The organism is Streptomyces albidochromogenes (assembly GCF_005981925.1).
Lineage (GTDB): Bacteria > Actinomycetota > Actinomycetes > Streptomycetales > Streptomycetaceae > Streptomyces > Streptomyces albidochromogenes.
Genome location: NZ_VBVX01000011.1, coordinates 1 through 16,072, shown reverse-complemented (window position 1 = coordinate 16,072; position 16,072 = coordinate 1). Strand labels below are relative to the sequence as shown.

Genomic DNA, 16,072 nt, shown 5'->3' with positions numbered 1-16,072 from the left:
TCAAGCTGAATGCCCCTCACTCCGGCGGCGCCGCCCGGCCCTGTCGCCGCAACGCCGCCTGCACCGTACCCGCCAGGACGCGCGCGGCGACGCCCACCAGCAGCAGACCGCCGGCCATCTGGACCATCGTCACCACCCGCCCCGTCTGGGAGTCGGCGGTGATGTCGCCGAACCCGACGGTGGAGAAAGTGGTGAGCGTGAAGTACAACGCGTCCGTCCTGGTCAGGGGTTCACTGAAGGACCCCGGGGCGGAAAGCTCCAGCAGGTAGTAGGCGCTGGCGAAGAGCACCAGATACAACGCCAGGGTGGCGGCCAGAGCTTCGACAGCTCTCAGACGAGGATGAGGCGATCGCACGATGGCCCGTGCCTCCCAAGCGAAGACCAGGGCGACCGCCAGCAGACCGAACACGAGCATGGCCCAGGCAGCGCCCGTTGCCCGTTCGTCCAGAGGCAGCAGGTAGTAGGCAGCCACCAGGCCCACCGACACGCTCACCGCCCGGGCGCCGGACACGGCCGCCGCCCTGCGTCGGCCCGACGGCCCACGACGGGGGGCCCGTCGGGACCCGCCGGGCTCCGGCCGGGCAGTCTCTGGTTCGTCCATGTCGTCCGTCCGTTCCGCGGAGCCGCGCACATCTCCCGGCATCCACCTCACCGCCCCGGGCGGTACGCGCGGATCACCCGCCGGAGGTGACCCCTGCCCTCATCACCGGGTACGACACTGGCCCGGCGAGGTCCACCGGCACTGCCGCGTCGGCGGATCACCGACCACAGGAGGAGGAACGATGACCGTGCCGCGTGGTCCGGCACCGCGTACCGGACAGCAACAGGCTCCGCCGCGCACCGGCGACGAAGGCGTCCCACCGCCACCGGGCGACCCCGCCGAGATCCTGGCGCGACTCGGACGCTCATGGACATGGATCCTCGGTTCGGCGGCGGCAACGCTCGTACCCGGCGTGCTGGTGCTGGTCTGGCCGGGGGAGACCCTGCACGTCCTGGCCGTCCTCATCGGCCTGTACCTGCTCGTGACCGGGGCCTTCCGGTTCGTGGGATCCTTCGCCCGCAGGGAGCCCGGCGAACGGCTGCCCGAACTGCTTCTCGCGGTGCTGTACGTCCTGGCCGGCGTACTGTGCCTGAGGAACCCGTTGCAGACGGTCGCCGCGCTCTCCCTGATCACCGGGATCGTATGGCTCGTCTCCGGAATCCTCACCCTGTACGCGGCCATCGCCACCAAGAACCTGCCCCACCGCGGCATCGTCCTCGGCGCCGCGCTGCTCGCCGTCGTGGCGGGCATCGTGGTCCTGGCCCTGCCGGCCGATTCGGCGCGGGCGCTGACCCGGCTGCTCGGCCTGTGGCTGGTCCTGCTCGGCCTGGCCGAGGTGGCGGTCGCCCTCGCCTGGCGAGCCGCGCTCGCCAGGTCACGACCGACAGGCCCACCGGACGCCCCCACCGGGTAGGTGCAGGGCCCCTACGCCTTCACTGGCCGCCGGGCGAATTCCGGCCGGTGCTCTCACCCGCCTCGGGTGAGGACGCGAACCAATGCGAGGGACAGGCTGGAAGCGGCACAAAAACGGCTGCCGGGCGAAACGCCCGGGACGGAGGAAAGCGATGAACGAGCAGGTGTACCTCGCGTATGACTTTCCGCTGCTGAGCGTCTTCTGGACCATGTTCGTGTTCTTCCTGTGGATCGCGTGGTTCATCCTGCTTTTCCGGATCGTCAGCGACGTCTTCCGCGACGACACCCTGAGCGGCTGGGCCAAGACCGGCTGGCTGGTCTTCGTCCTCGTCCTCCCCTTCCTGGGCGTGTTCGTGTACGTGATCACCCGGGGCAGGAACATGGGCCGTCGGGAGATCGAGCAGGCGCGCGCTCGACAGCACGCCATGGACGACTACATCCGCGAGACGGCCAAGGGCAGCCATGGCGGAGCCAGCAGCGTCGACGAACTCGCCAGGCTGTCGGAGATCCGCTCCCGCGGCGACATAACCGAAGAGGAGTTCCGCCGGGCGAAGGAGCTCGTCCTGAGCGGCTCGGGAGCGTCGGGACGGGCGGGCGGCTCGTCCTTCACGCCTGAAGGCACCGCCCGAGACTGAATCGAGGCAGCGACATGACACCGCTCTCGCACACACGGTCGGCCAAGCGTCAGTGGGCCGGAGGTCTGACGGTATTCGCAGCGGTCATGCTGATGATCGCAGGCGTGCTTGACATCTGCCGCGGCATCATGGCGATCGCCGAGGACGACGTCTTCGTCACGACACGCGACTACATCTTCCAGTTCGACCTCACCAGTTGGGGCTGGATCCATCTCATCCTGGGCGTCGTGGCCCTGATCGTCAGTTTCGGACTCTTCACAGCAGGCACGTGGGCACGTGTCGCAGGCGTGGCCATCGGCGGGCTCCTCGTGATCGCCAACTTCCTCGCCCTGCCGTACTACCCGGCCTGGTCGATCGTGATGATCATCGTGTCCGGGTTCATCATCTGGGCTCTGTGCGTGGTACGGCCGGACGACCTGTGATCCCGCGGTGAAAGCCGCGAACGTCGAGCTGCGGAGCGGAGATGCGCCGGATGGGCCGACACAGCGCTTACCTGGGCGAGCCGGCACGACGACCTGCGGCACCCCGTGACGTGGGCCGTGCGAACTGGGCCCGCCTGGCGCTGCTCGCGCTGCTGGCAAGCGTGCTCGTGGCGCTCGTCAGCGCCGGCCTGCGCAGTGTGTTCTGGGTGCTGGCCGGCCTCGCGGGGCTGGCTGTCGCCGCCATCGGAGTGTGGTGGGTGCTGGCCCACAGCGGTGTGATGAGGGTGGCGGGAGTGGCGCTGTCGGTCATGGCGCCGATTGCGGTCCTGACCCTGTACGCCACGGCCGGCATGCTGTGGCCCGCGCTGTGTTCCTTGGTCCTGTGGGTACTGGCGGTGATGGCGGCCCACAAGGCCGTGGCCCGCGAACACGCTGCTTCCCGCCGTGCGTCTGCGCCCGCTGAGGCACCCCGCCACCCCTGGATCCTCATGAATCCACGCTCGGGAGGCGGTAAAGTGGAACGCTTCCATCTGGTGGACAAAGCGCGGGCCGCGGGCGCCCGTGTCGTGCTGCTCGGTACGGACAACCGAGACCCCGCCGAGCTGGCCGGTGAGGCCGTGGCCGAGGGTGCGGACCTGCTGGCCGTAGCGGGCGGAGACGGCACCCAGGCATTGGTGGCCGAGGTGGCCGCGCGGCACAAAGTGCCCTTCATGGTGATCCCCGCCGGCACCCGTAACCACTTCGCCCTCGATCTCGGCCTGGACCGCGACGACCCGGCAGCGAGCCTCCAGGCCCTCACCGACGGCGTCGAACTCCGGGTCGACCTCGGGTTCGCCGCCGACCGGGTGTTCGTCAACAACGCCTCCTTCGGGACGTACGCGGCCGTCGTGGGTGACCCCGCCTACCGCGGCGAAAAGGTGCAGACGACCCTGCAGTCGTTGCCCCATCTGCTCACCGGCCCGGATGCGCCGACGCTGAGGATGCGGGCCGGCACCGTGCACGCCGACGGACTGCAAGCGCTGCTCATCAGCAACAACCCGTACCAGCGGGCCGTCGACCTGGCCCACCCCGGGCGCAGGGAACGGCTCGACTCCGGCCTCCTCGGCGTGATCGGCGTGCGCGTCGCCAACACCGCCCAGGCGGCACGGATCGTACGCGGCGCCCGTTCCGGCAGTCTCGTCCGGCTTCAGGCGCAGACGGTGGTTGTGGAGACGGAGACGGCCACTGTCCCGGCCGGCATTGACGGCGAGCATGTTCTGTTGCAGGCACCTGTGGTGTGCCGGACCGCCCCCGGGGCGCTGCGGGTACGAGTGCCACGCGGCCGCCCCCACGCGCCACTGAAGGGGCAAGCCGCAGACTGGCGACGCGTTGCTCGGTTGGCGTTCGGATCGCAGCATGACGAGCACGGACGGGGCGGCTCGCGTCGCGCACACATCGACGACGAGTCTCAGAGCCGGCCATCCGCTTGAGAGTACGGTCGCGCTCGCCAACCCAGGACTTGCCACCGGCGACGGGGCGGTGCCCCATCCACCGGGACGTCTCAGCCGCGCCGACACTGGTGCCCATGGCTGCCGGGCTGGTTGAGCGTCAGCCGTCGAGGAACGTGCGGACCGCGGTGGTGAAGAGGGCCAGGGCGTCGTGATGTACGACATGGCCGGCGGGCAGCTCGATGAGGTGGGCCGGGCCGATGTGGCGAGCGATCATCTCGCGGGCATGGTCGTGGGACAGTTCGTCGCTGTGCTCACCTCGGATCAGCAGGGTCCGGCACGCGACAGCCGTCCAGTCCGCCCAGTGCTCCCCGCTCAGGGCCTTCTGCGACGCGATGGTGTCCTGTTGGTCGAAGGAGAAGCCCCACCCTTGATCCGATGGACGCAGGGAGCATTCCAGATAGGGCGCCGCCGGGCCGAGCGCGGCCACCAGAGCCTCGCGCGTCGGCGCTCGATCCGGCAGCCGCTCGGTGAAGCCCGTGTCGATGTCGACGACCGCACCGATGTCCTCAACGATCAATGAGGTGACGCGCTCCGGATGCCGGGCCGCGTACTGATAGGCGTTCACCCCGCCGAGAGAATGGCCGAGCAGCGGCACGGGACCCACGTCCAGGTGCTCATGGAATGCGGCGAGGTCCGCGACGTAGTCCTCCCGACCGTAACCGGCGGCGCGATCGGACTCGCCGTGCCCGCGCTGGTCCAGCGCGACCACCCGCCACTGCGGCGCCAGCGCCGCGGCCGGCGCCGCGAACGCCGCCGCCTCGTTGTAGTGACCATGTGCCGCCAGCAGCACCTGGCCAGGACCACCGAAGTCCAGGTAGGACATCTGCCGACCGTCATGCAAGAAGTAGCTGCGCACGAAGTTGAGCCTAGGTCCCCCCGAGACGGCACACGAACCTGCCCCTGGCACCGACCGATCAGCCTGAGCACCAGTGAGCTTTGCTAGCTCATGCCGGTCCGCTTGGGAAGCAGGAGCATCAGCGCCCACATCGTGACGAGCGTGCCGACGACGTACCAGATGCTGCCGGCGAAAGCGGTGCTCACGTCGGGGCCGCGGGTCACGGCGCTGATGTGTGTGAAGAAGACGACGGTGGTCAGGGCGGTGCCCAGCGCGATGCCGAGCTGGGTGGCGGTGTTGAAGAGGCCGGAGGCCGACCCCGCGTGCTGCTGGGCGACCTTGCCGAGGGTGAGGTCGGCGAGCGGGGCGCCGATCATGCCGAGTCCGAAGCCGACGGCGAGCATAGGGGCCGCGGCCGACACGGTTCCCATGCCCGCGCCTTCGACGGTGATGAGGTGGTGGTAGCCGGACAGGGTGGCGGCGGAGAGCAGCGCCCCGGCCTGCGGCAGGGCTCGTCCGTAGCGCGCGACGAGGCTCATGGCGAGCCAGGCGCCGCCCATCTCGCCGAGCGAGGCGGCGACGAAGCCGACGGCGGCCTGGCCCGGGGTGAGGCCGAGACCGTTCTGCAGGAACAGGACCCAGGACAGGAAGAAGACGCCGGACAGGAGGCCGAAGGCCAGTTGGGTGGCGAGCCCGGCACTGAAGGTGCGGCCGGTGAAGAGGGAAAGCACGACCAGAGGGGAGCCGTCTCTGCGCATCTTGCTCTTCTGCTGGACCAGGAACACCGCCAGGACGAGCAGGCCGGCGGCCATCGTCGCGAACGTCCAGACGGGCCAGTCGTGTTCGCCGCCCATCGTCAGCGGGAGCGTGATCAGCAGCAGGCCGAGCGCGGACAGGAACATGCCGAGCGGGTCCAGGCGCCCGGCGGTGCGGTCGTGGGACTCGGGAAGGTAGCGCCGGCCGAGGACGACGGCGGCGATCCCGATGGGCAGATTGATCAGGAAGATGGGCCGCCAGCCCAGTCCGAACAGGTCGGCCTGGGTCAGGACACCGCCCAGGACCGGGCCGATGACGCTGCCGAGCGACATGACGGTCCCGTACAGCCCGAACGCCTTCGCCCGGGAGCCCTCGTCGAAGGTGACGTGCAGCGTCGCGAGGACCTGCGGGACCATCACCGCGGCCGCCGCGCCCTGGAGCACCCGAGCGGCGATCAACAGGTCGGGACCACTCGCGATCCCGCACAGAAGCGACGACAGCGTGAAGACGGCAGTACCGCCCAGGAAGATCCTTCTGCGGCCGTAGAGATCGCCGAGCCGGCCGCCGGTGATGAGGCCGAGCGCGAAGGTCAGGACGTAGGCGGCGTCGATCCACTGGAGGGCAGCGGTGGTGGCGCCGGTGTCGGCGGCGATGGCGGGCAGGGCGGTGTAGACGACGGAGCCGTCGAGCGCGTTCATCAGCTCTGCGGTCAGGACGACGCCGAGGGTGACGGCCCGGGCACGGCCCGGAGCCGGCGCTCCGGCGCGCGGCGGGCTGGTGGTGGTCTGGTCGGTGTCGTGGGACACGGGAGGGGCTTCCGGTGGGAGTCGGGGATACGGGCAGGCCAGGGCCCCGTACGCCGACTGCGCACAGGAAGAGGGGGCGGGCCCAGGCCGAGAGAAGAGGCGCCGTCGACGCCGACACGTCGGTACGGCACCGCGAGGGTGCTGTCCGCGCCGGGAAGTGGGACGGCTATCGGGCCTGGGCGATACGTCATCACCTCACATCGAGGACCGGCGGAACACGTCCGCACCAGGGAAGGGAACAAGGGAAGACCGGGGCCGGAGACGTACTCACGCCCTGCGGGGGCCGGCGGCCCCCGCCCCCGGCACGGGGCGGCCCGCCCGCCACAGGACGGGCCGCCGACCGTGGCTTCAGGCGGTGTTGACCGCCTTGGGCAGCCGGAACATCAACGCCCACATCACCGCGAGAGCGGCGATGACGTACCAGATGCTGCCCGCGAACGCCTCGGTCACGTTGGTGCCGTGGCTGCCCGCGGGGGAGTGGTGGAAGAACACCACGGAGGCCGTCGCGATACCGAGTGCGGTACCGAGCTGCATGGCGGTGTTGAACAGTCCCGCCGCGGATCCGGCGTCCTCGTGGCCGACCTGGCTGAGGGTGAGGCCGGCAAGACCCGCGCCGACCATCCCGAAACCGGCCCCGACGAGGATCATCGGGGCGACGGCGGCCACGAACGGCATCCCGGTCTGCTGGGCGGAGACCAGCAGCTGGTAGCCGGTCAGGGTGCAGGCGATCAGCACCGCCCCGGCCTGCGGCACGCGCCGCATGTGGCGTCCCGCCCATGTGGAGGCGAGCATCGCACCGGCCATGCCGCCGAGGGAGATGGCGACGGACGCCGGAGCGAACTGCCCGGGCGAAAGTCGCAGGCCCGATTGCATGAACAGCACCCACGTCAGCAGGAACACGCCGGACACGAGTCCGAAGACCAGCTGGGCGGCGAGCCCGCCGGCGAACGCCTTGCTCTCGAAGAGGGACAGCGCGATCAGGGCGGAGCCGCCCTTGCGGGTCTTCGCCCGCTGCTGGGCCACGAATGCCGCCAGCACCAGCACGCCCGTGACGAGCATGACGAAGCTCCACGCAGGCCAGTGCTTCTCGCCGCCCACAGTGAGCGGGTAGGCGAGAAGGAGCAGGCCGGTGCTGGAGAGCAGCATGCCCAGCGGGTCCAGACGCCTGGCCTGCTGTTCCCGCGATTCCGGAATGAACCGGAGGGCGAACAGCGCGGTGGCCAGGCCGATGGGGAGGTTGATCAGGAAGATCGCCCGCCAGCCGAGACCGGCGATGTCGGCAGAGGTCAGGACGGCGCCCAGGACGGGCCCGAGGACGCCGCCGAGCGACATGATCATGCCGTACAGGCCGAACGCCTTGGCACGGGACTCCCCGTCGAAGGTGACCGCGATGGTGGCCATGACCTGCGGCACCATCGCCGCCGCGCCTGCGCCCTGAAGGGCCCGCGCGGCGACCAGGAACTCCGGGCCGGTCGCGATCCCGCACAGCAGTGAGGCCAGCGTGAACACGGCGGTACCGGCGATGAAGACCCGCTTGCGCCCGTAGAGGTCCCCCAGGCGTCCGCCCGTGATCAGGGCGAGGGCGAAGGTGAGGGTGTATGCGGCGGGGATCCACTGCACCGCGGCGCTGGAGGCACCGGTGTCCGCCTGGATGGACGGCAGGGCGGCGTGGACGATCGAGCCGTCGAGCGCGTTCATCAGCTCGGCGATCAGCACCACGACCAGGATGATCATGGCGGCACGGCCGGCCCCTGCGGGGCGTGGATGGCCGTGGGTACGGGTGTCGGTTGACACGAGGAAGGTTCCTGTTCGCGTACAGAAGGAATAGGGGCGGGGGCAGGCCTGGGCATGCCCCCGCACGCCTACAACGCGACAGGGGAAAGCAGGGTGCAACGAGCCCAGGCCATCAAGGAGCACCGCCGTCGAGGCATGCGTCGGGAGCCCGCCATTGCGGACAACCGGAAAGAGCCTCGGAACGAGCGGCTACTTGGCCTGGGAGATACGTCATCACCTCGAAACACAGCGCCGGGCCCCGGAACGGGCACCGGCGGAACCACACGAGGCTAAAACGTCCCCGGCCGTCTTTGCAACGCAATAATTCGCATGCTGCCGGCGGGGCCGCTGTCCTTGGGGTGCCTCGTCGCACGCCGACGCCCGTCGGCTGGTGGCCTTGCTCACCGTACGTCGGTCCTTCGTCCAGCTCGGGTGCGTTCACGTCGCACAGCGAGCGCCGCCCCGTCACTTCCCGGACCGCCGGTCAGATCCATTCCTGGCTTGGCAGGTGCAGGACGCCGTCGGACAATCGGCTTCCAGCTCGTTGACCGTGTGTGGGGACATGCTGCTGCTCGACACTGATGCCGTACCGGTGTCCCAGCGTGGAGCGTTCCACTCCACGCACAACCAAGCGTCCGTGCCGAAGCGCTTCTCGCACGAAGAGCACGCGTCGGGTCTGCGGGCCCGGGTGGGGGCGTGGCAGCTCGGCGGCCTCACCCTCTTCGCGTCGAGCAACACCGGCTGCCCCGGACCGCGTGCCACATACGCCAGGAGGCCGTACCCGTCATCGGCATCGCCCTGCAGAACGAGGGTGTGGGACGCTCGGAGGCCAACGGCGAGCAACGACTGCTCGGACAGGGCGACATCCACCTCTGCAATGAGATGGTCCCCATCACTACGGCTGGTCGAAGCACGGTGCCGCGCAGGCCCTGCTCGTCGATCTCGACCGTCTCGCCGTCTCCAATGGATTCCGTCCAGAAGGCGGCCTCGCGTCTGCGCGCGAGCCCGATGTACTCACTCGTGCACCAGCATCTGCGAAGCCTGTGGCAGGATCCCGGGACCAGTACGGCGGGGCGAGTTCAACTCGGCGGGGAAGAGGAACGCCGGGCGGCAAGTGACATACCCAACCCGGCCGGCACGATTACGATCGCAGGTATGGCTGACGGGATAGTGGGGGCGATCGCCGGTCTGTTCAGCAGCGGACGCAGGCGCGAGGATGAACTTGCCCAGGTCGATGCGGAGATCACCGCCTTCGGTGAGATGCTCGCCGGGCACCCCTTCGCACCGGGCCGGCACCAGGATGATCCTGGTGTCCTCGCTGACTACCAACGGGCGTTGGACGCGTACGAGCAGGCGAAGCAGAACTTCGTCGGCGACCGGAACCTCCGGGACGCCGTCGATGTGCTGCGCGCCCTCGACGAGGGGCGCCATGCGCTGGCCTGTGTGGACGCCGTGGTCGAAAGACGGCCACGCCCGCAGCGGCGTCCACTGTGCTTCTTCGACCCCCGTCACGGACAGTCGGCCGAGGAGGTCCGCTGGGCGCCTTCCGAAGGTGCCGCCCGGGTGATCGCTGTGTGCGCAGCTGATGCCGTACGCCTGGCGGAGGGGATGCCGCCGATCGAGAACGGTCTGCGGGAGCAACGGCCGGCCACGCAGCCCGCGTCGGTCCCGAACGTGGCCGGCGCCGCCGGCGCGAAGAGGCGCACGGAGCGTCTCCCGACCTCGGCCCCTCCGCCCCACCCCTTCTCGCTCGCTTCTCCCGACCCGTACGAGACCTGGCCCCGGCGCACGAGTGTGCGGCAGCGCTGGGAAAGCCGCGGCTCTACGGGAGCCCAGCTGGTTCGTACTGACCCTCGGAAGCCGGCCCTGCTGGTGGTCCAGCTGGAGCGGGCCACGAACTCGTGGGTCGAGCTGACCAGCCCGGCCGGCGACAACAGGCGGCCCAGACAGATCCTCACGCACGGCTCCCCGCTGACGCGGGTGATCGTTCCGATCGAGTCCGACGGCCGGGATGCGATACGTCTCCAGATGAACACCAAGGGACGGTGGCGGATCTGGTTGCATCCGCCGGAGGAGATTCCGCTCCTGGAGGGAGAACTGGGATCGACCGGCTCCTATGTCCTTCGGCACCTTGGCGGCCAGGTGCCCCTGCGGGTCACCCAGCACGACGGGACCGCTTTCTCACTCCACGAGCTTCGGCCGAACTTCAGGCTCGGGGCGCTCCTGTGCCAGGGGAACGGTTCGTTCACGGCAACGGCCGTCGCCCCGAGGAAGGCCGGCCTGCTGTACGTTCAGTCGCGCGGCGCCTGGAGCATCGCCCCACCGGGAGGCGTGCACAAGGCGCACACCACACCGTGAACCTGAGGGCGGCACCTGGCGGAGCTCGCCAACCGAAGTGCTCTGGCACAGGCATTGCCGCCCTCCGGGCGGCGGTACAGGGCCTCACAGGCGCTTTGCGGGGCGACGGGCCCAGCCTGGGTCATGGCCTGAGGCTGAACTGGCGAAAGAGGTGGCTGACCTGGTGCATGAGCTTGTGGGCATGAGCGAGGAGAGTCTGCTCTCCACGCCGGGTTCCCATGGCGCTCACTGACCACGACCTCATCACCTGTCTGCTGGTCAGCCTCCTCGAAGATCCCGAAGACGCTGCGGCCCTTGCGGACCACCGCCGACGAAGCTGGACGGAACTGTGACCAGTACGCCGTACCCCGCCACCGTCGAGCAGACTCGCAACGGTGTCCGTGACGCAGGAGGAGTGGACGGCGCTGCGCCAAAGTGCCCTGCCGCATGACGCGAGCACGTTCAGCGGGGGAAGATCCGCATGCACTGGCCCTACCGATACAACGGAGAAACCGGATGAGCAAGAACAACAGCGAAGCGGCAGACGTCACGTCCGCGTGGGCCCGCGTCGAATCCTGGTTACGGGAGTACGCCCCTACCTCGCACGCTTCGATTCTTCCCCCGGCCACCGAGGCCGAGATAGAGGAAGCGGAAAGCCGGCTCAGGCATCACTGCGGGTACGGCTTCCCGCCCGAGCTGATCGCCCTGTGGAAGGTGGCCGGCGGGGTGCGGCAGCTCGACATCGACGAGTACGACGAAGAGGGCGAGGTGGGTACGGGGCAGTTCCTGCCTCACGGGCTGCTGCTCACCCCCGCTCAGTCGATCCGGCCGCGGCTGGCCGGCTTCGACTACCAGGGCAAGGACTATTGGGAGGGCGCACAGTGGGCTGCCCCCTTCGGCAACTACTCCGAAGCGACCGACACCGGCCTGTACCTGTCGGCCACCGGGCTCGGTAAGTGGAGCAGCTACGAGGGCATGTTCATGGGGGAGCCGCTGTACCCGTCGATCGCCGCGTACTTGGAAACCGTCGCCCGGACCCTCGTCGAGGGCCCGGCCGAGCGGATGGGTTCCGATGTACCTGGGATCGTGTACGGCTGTCTGATCTGGCAGGACCCGCAGTCTCCGCGACTGGACGAGACGGCCGCCGACTGGCGGCCCGTGCACTAGAAAAGGGGCAGCCCCCACCCGGTCCCGGATGGGGGCTGTCCGTTGCACCGCAGTCGGTTCAGGGTGCGGGCTTGGTCATGGTGCAGATCAGATCGGCCTTCGAGGGGTCGCACCCCTTGAACCAGTCATTGCCCGGGTCCAGGAAGTAGCCCTGTTCGTCGAGCAGCCGCATCTCTCTCGCGAACGTTCCGAATGGTTGCATCGACCCCTGGTTGACATCACCTGACATCGAGGACCGTCCGCAGTTCTCGTTGAACGTCGGGGCGTCGTACCGGGTGTCGTCGAGGAAGTGCACGCTTCCGTCGTCCGCGGTGGCGGACACGGTTTGCATACAGTCCGCGCCGCCGTTCAGCGCCTCGTTCTTACCGCCGGCGGTCTGCTTCATACCGGCGGACTGGTACGTCGAGGCGAACGGGAACTCGTCGCAGTTGACTTCGTCGAAGTGCGGTCCGTTGTGGTGCAGGGCCGTCTTCGGGTGGGGCAGGAACGTCTTGCGCGGAACCCATCCGGTGCCCGCCGACTTCGGCCCCCTGTACCTGGTACACATCGCATCGCGGCTCTTCTGGGGGTCGTACGCCTGCTTGTTCCTGGTCTCCGGCGGCAGGTACTGGAGCGGAGACTTCCAGCTCTGCCCGATGCCCTTGACCTTCGACTTGTTCTGGATCAGCCAGGCGTGCGCGGCTGCCTCCGGGTAGGCGGCGGTGTTGAAGTGGTACGTCGGTGCGTACTGCGGCAGCACACAGCCCGGGGTGCCGTAGGAAGCGACCTTGTCACAGGTCACGACGAGCGACGGGGACTGCCAGGACGCGTAGTCGTCCCTCCATTCACCCTTCCTGCCGTTCAGGCCGGGAGGTGCTTCCACCTCGGTGACAGGACGGCCGGAGAAGAAGACGGGCATGCTCTTCGACTGGTCGTTGTCGGTGGTGCCGGAAGCCTTGTTGACGTTGCCGTTCCACTTGTGGTCGGCCGTGCCGGTGGCCATGTGGGTGTCGACCGGGCTTGAGCCGTTCATGCCTCCCTTCCAGGTGAGGTCACCGAAGAAGTCGAAGTTCTGCCGGGCACTGTCGCCGCCCGTGTTGCATCCGTCGCTCACACACATCGAGTCGAACCAGGCACCCGGGTTACCGGCACCCATCACGACCGCGCGCTCATCGCCCGGGAAGTTGTTGAACACCGGATTGATCTGCACCCAGGTCTTGATGGCGTCGCCGTGGGCGTCGGTCTTGACCTGGAAGTGGACCTCGAAGTTGGCCCGGTACTTCACCGGGACAACGCCGTCCTCGAACTTGCTCTCCGCGGTGAACTGGAGATCGAAGAACACGCACGCTTCGGTGCGGGTCATCAGGGATTTCTGCGCGGCGCCGTACAGGCTCGGCTGGCACCAGGCATCAGCGACGACCGGATCCGGGTACGAAGGGGCGAAGGCGGTGAGGCGCTTCGCGGCCTTCCTTGTGAACGCCAGAGATGCCTGGTCCTTCGGGGTGATCGTGACCTGGGTGCCCTTGCCGGTCTTGAAGGTGCTGGCCTGACCGCCCTGCTTCCACGGGTCCCATGCGGGCTTCGGCGGGTCGGACGGATCCGGCTGCTGCGAGGTTCTGTCGTTGGCCGGAAGCTTGATGTTGATCTTCTGCGCCCGGTTGTAGTCCCGGTTTCCGGCGGTGAACCCGTAGTCGCGGATCGGGGAGACGTTCATGGCCCGGTCCACGGAGACGGTCTGCACTACGTGGTTGCCGTCCGCTGCGGGAGTGAGTGTGTAGGCGGCATCAGCAGCCGCGGCCCTGCTCGACGCCAGCGGGGCACTCGTGCGCACCGTGGTCCATCCGACGTTGGCCGGATCATCGGAGTACGGGTCGAGGCGGTAGCGAACCTCATAGGCGTCCGGCGCACCGGTGGTGACGTCGAAGGAACCGGCGACACCAGCGCCTCCACCGCCCCAGTTCTCCGGGTACGTGGACGAGGCTACCGACGCCGGGCGAACCGGCGCGGTGGTGTCGACGACGAACTGCACCCACGGCGACCACTCCGTGTTGTAATGCGTGCCGTCGTACGGAGAACTGCGGAACTTGTACGTCTTGCCGTCCTTCAGCTGCCCGGCCGGCACTGTCGCGGGGGCCCATGCTCCGGGCTCGACGAACGGAGAGACGATCACTCCGTCACCGGCTGGGGTGACGATCGGCGTGTTCGTCGCAGCATCGTAGATCTGGTAGGTCCCATTGACCTTGTCGCCGTCCTTGTCGGCGAACTTGTCCCGCAGGACCGGGGTTGTGGTGTTGACCGCCCACACACCTGCGTATGACCTGAACGGGGCACCGGCCTGCTGTGCTGTCCCGGTCTCGGGGCGGAAGTTGTAGGTGACCGAAAGCTTCGGCTGGTTCGCCGTGTTGTTCGCGGAGTTCACCCGCTTCCACTGCGCGATCACTGATTCGCTCGTCGCGCGCAGCCCCATGCCGGCCTTCGCCCACTTCTGCGCGGCCCAGTGCTGGGCAAGGCTGGTGACATTGGCGGTGATCCACCCGTCCGCTCCGCACGAGGGGTTACCGCGGGTCGCCGTGGACGTGGCGTACTTCTGTGCCATCGTCGGCTGGCTCGTCCACCGGCTGGCTGTGGTGGCCTGGTTCGCCGACCACACTTCCCACGGCTGTGCGGTGCAGTCGTCGTTGCCGCTGTGGAAGTTGTACAGGGACAGCGTGGCCGAGGACACGAGAGAATCCGCGATCGGCTCGGTGTTCCACGTGATGAAGGAGCGGGCCGTGCGGTAGGTTCCGTTCGCGTTCTTCGTCCCGGGGTTGCCCAGGTCGAGTTCCGTATCGGCCGACCAGTCGACAGTCTCGCCCTGCTGGACGTAGGTGTCGAACGTGTTCCCCAGGGCAGAGGTGGACGGGTCCACGGTCACCGGGTACTTCGTCGCGGGGTCGGCGAGGAACTTCGCACTCGGGGTGACGACCAGGTCAACCTCCCCACGCCCCTTGTCGATGACCTTCATGGCGACCGGCGCGCGGCGGGTGTGCTCGCCCGAGCGCTTGTCGACGGTCGAATCCCACATGACCGGGGCGGGCATCGTCGCCCGTACCTCGCCGGTCTTCGTGTCGGTGAAGGTGACCGAACCGTCCCTGTTCGGCTTCGCCTTCAGGCCGTCGGTCTTGACCGGCAGCGTGTACGTGTACGCACTGGCGGCGGCCGGCTTCGAGGCGATCTCGACGAACTGCTCGAACCCGGTACGCGTCGCTTCGACGATGACGTCCGCGCCGGGCACCGCGTTCTCGTACCGGGCCCGGGTGCCGTCGAGGACCGGGGTGGGAAGTCCGCCCTTCCACTGCAAGGTCACCTTGTCGTCGCCGGATCCCAGCGTGACCAAGTCCCGTGCGGGGGCGTCCTTCGCGGCCAGGAGCGAGACGGGCGCGGATCCGCCGCTCTTGCCCGACAGGCGCAGACCGGTGGGGTGATTCTTCGCCGTGACTGTTCCGTCCGCACCGGCGGCGAGGGAGATGTCGACCTTGTGCCACTTGCCGCCGCGCCAGACCCGTTCGGGGCCGGAGGTGAGTTCCGTGGTCAGGGTGCCGTCGGGGTTGGCGACGGTGTACGTGGTGGCATTCGTTTCGTCGGTGGCCACCACCTTCTTACCTGTGCGCTTGGCCTGGACGACAGCCCATGCCTTGGACCCTTTGGCGTGCTTGTGAGCCCACGCCATGTCGGCCTTGAGGTTGTCCGCCCGGGTGGGCTGGGCCGGCGTGACGGCTTTACTGGCGGGCTCGGGTTTGGGTGCGGCGGCTGCCTGAGTGCCGGTGATGAACGCGGCTTCGGCGACCAGGAGCGCCGCGGCGCCTAACGCGAGGCGGGGATACAGGCGTCTGCTGTGACGCGTCCCGGCCAGGTTCTTGGATGGATACACGAACGGTCTTGCCTCTCTTCGGACGAAAATTCAAACGTGTGTGCGATGCGCACAAGCGCAGGACCTTACGCCGTGGGGGTGTTCGCCGCTAGGACTTTCGAGAGAACGCCCGCAGTGCGAGACGGAGTTGGCCTGCCGGTACCGGTACCGAGAGAGGGAGTGGAGCTGGGCCCGCGCCTGCGCAGCCCGTTCACGCCGGACGGCCACCGTGAAGGGAGGGGTCGGCAAGCTCCGTGAGCGCCCGCAGGACAAGCACTTGCAAGGAGGGTGAGCGGTGGCCGGCGCTGGAGCGGCCGACCTGGCGTCCGTCCGTCCGGGCCGTCGTCATCAAGTACCCGTTTGAGCCGGAGCGCGACAGTTGTCACCAGCGGCAGGCTTGTTGTCACCGAGGCGGAGCAAGTGGGGTCGCAGTATCTCGCCGCATTCCGGTTGGCGGGTTCGCTGTCTCCCGTGTCCGGTGGTCAGGTTGTTCGGCGCGGGCGGTCGCCGGGGGTGCGGCGGGGCACCAC

11 protein-coding genes are annotated in these 16,072 nt (G+C 68.7%); 6 read left to right on the top strand and 5 right to left on the bottom strand.

The features are described 5' to 3' along the window. Positions 1–16: 16 nt before the first annotated feature. Positions 17–601 (bottom strand): potassium channel family protein, encoded by a 585-nt coding sequence (locus E2E34_RS02955; protein ID WP_138900311.1) that lies wholly within the window; start codon positions 599–601, stop codon positions 17–19. A gap of 181 nt (positions 602–782) precedes the next feature. On the opposite strand from E2E34_RS02955, the gene E2E34_RS02950 reads away from it, so the two are divergent. The 4 genes from E2E34_RS02950 to E2E34_RS02935 all read left to right on the top strand — a co-directional run bounded on the left by E2E34_RS02950 (position 783) and on the right by E2E34_RS02935 (position 3,979). Beyond that, positions 783–1,454: an HdeD family acid-resistance protein gene (locus E2E34_RS02950; protein ID WP_138900310.1), complete on the top strand. Its 672-nt coding sequence runs from the start codon at positions 783–785 to the stop codon at positions 1,452–1,454. A 151-nt stretch (positions 1,455–1,605) separates the two neighbouring features. After that, entirely contained in the window at positions 1,606–2,088 is a 483-nt protein-coding gene (locus tag E2E34_RS02945) for an SHOCT domain-containing protein (protein WP_138900309.1), read from the top strand. 14 nt (positions 2,089–2,102) lie between these two features. Further along, a complete protein-coding gene (locus tag E2E34_RS02940) occupies positions 2,103–2,510 on the top strand; it encodes a DUF7144 family membrane protein (RefSeq protein WP_138900308.1) in 408 nt (135 codons plus the stop codon). Positions 2,511–2,560: 50 nt separating this feature from the next. Then, positions 2,561–3,979 (top strand): diacylglycerol kinase family protein, encoded by a 1,419-nt coding sequence (locus tag E2E34_RS02935; protein ID WP_138900333.1) that lies wholly within the window; start codon positions 2,561–2,563, stop codon positions 3,977–3,979. A gap of 118 nt (positions 3,980–4,097) precedes the next feature. On the opposite strand, the gene E2E34_RS02930 is transcribed toward E2E34_RS02935, so the two are convergent. The 3 genes from E2E34_RS02930 to E2E34_RS02920 form a co-directional block, all read right to left on the bottom strand. Continuing rightward, the gene (locus E2E34_RS02930; RefSeq protein WP_244315476.1) at positions 4,098–4,856 is read right to left on the bottom strand and encodes an alpha/beta fold hydrolase; all 759 of its coding nucleotides are present in this window, start codon (positions 4,854–4,856) and stop codon (positions 4,098–4,100) included. Positions 4,857–4,939: 83 nt separating this feature from the next. Further along, entirely contained in the window at positions 4,940–6,397 is a 1,458-nt protein-coding gene (locus E2E34_RS02925) for an MFS transporter (protein ID WP_208765127.1), read from the bottom strand. A 348-nt stretch (positions 6,398–6,745) separates the two neighbouring features. Next, positions 6,746–8,191, bottom strand: a complete 1,446-nt coding sequence (locus E2E34_RS02920) for an MFS transporter (RefSeq protein ID WP_208765126.1) — start codon at positions 8,189–8,191, stop codon at positions 6,746–6,748. A gap of 1,134 nt (positions 8,192–9,325) precedes the next feature. Between E2E34_RS02920 and E2E34_RS02915 the strand changes: the two genes are divergently transcribed. Continuing rightward, positions 9,326–10,528, top strand: a complete 1,203-nt coding sequence (locus tag E2E34_RS02915; protein ID WP_138900307.1) for a hypothetical protein — start codon at positions 9,326–9,328, stop codon at positions 10,526–10,528. Between the two features lie 495 nt (positions 10,529–11,023). Continuing rightward, positions 11,024–11,674: an SMI1/KNR4 family protein gene (locus E2E34_RS02910; RefSeq protein WP_138900306.1), complete on the top strand. Its 651-nt coding sequence runs from the start codon at positions 11,024–11,026 to the stop codon at positions 11,672–11,674. Between the two features lie 58 nt (positions 11,675–11,732). Here the strand turns inward: E2E34_RS02910 and E2E34_RS02905 are convergent, their stop codons facing one another. Further along, entirely contained in the window at positions 11,733–15,362 is a 3,630-nt protein-coding gene (locus E2E34_RS02905; protein ID WP_208765129.1) for a DNRLRE domain-containing protein, read from the bottom strand. Positions 15,363–16,072: the final 710 nt, after the last annotated feature.

Coding starts and splice junctions, on each gene's coding strand:
- E2E34_RS02935 (WP_138900333.1), top strand. CDS start 2,561: ATGGGCCGACACAGCGCTTACCTGGGCGAGCCGGCACGACGACCTGCG.
- E2E34_RS02905 (WP_208765129.1), bottom strand. CDS start 15,362: ATGGCGTGGGCTCACAAGCACGCCAAAGGGTCCAAGGCATGGGCTGTC.
- E2E34_RS02950 (WP_138900310.1), top strand. CDS start 783: ATGACCGTGCCGCGTGGTCCGGCACCGCGTACCGGACAGCAACAGGCT.
- E2E34_RS02910 (WP_138900306.1), top strand. CDS start 11,024: ATGAGCAAGAACAACAGCGAAGCGGCAGACGTCACGTCCGCGTGGGCC.
- E2E34_RS02945 (WP_138900309.1), top strand. CDS start 1,606: ATGAACGAGCAGGTGTACCTCGCGTATGACTTTCCGCTGCTGAGCGTC.
- E2E34_RS02940 (WP_138900308.1), top strand. CDS start 2,103: ATGACACCGCTCTCGCACACACGGTCGGCCAAGCGTCAGTGGGCCGGA.
- E2E34_RS02915 (WP_138900307.1), top strand. CDS start 9,326: ATGGCTGACGGGATAGTGGGGGCGATCGCCGGTCTGTTCAGCAGCGGA.
- E2E34_RS02955 (WP_138900311.1), bottom strand. CDS start 601: ATGGACGAACCAGAGACTGCCCGGCCGGAGCCCGGCGGGTCCCGACGG.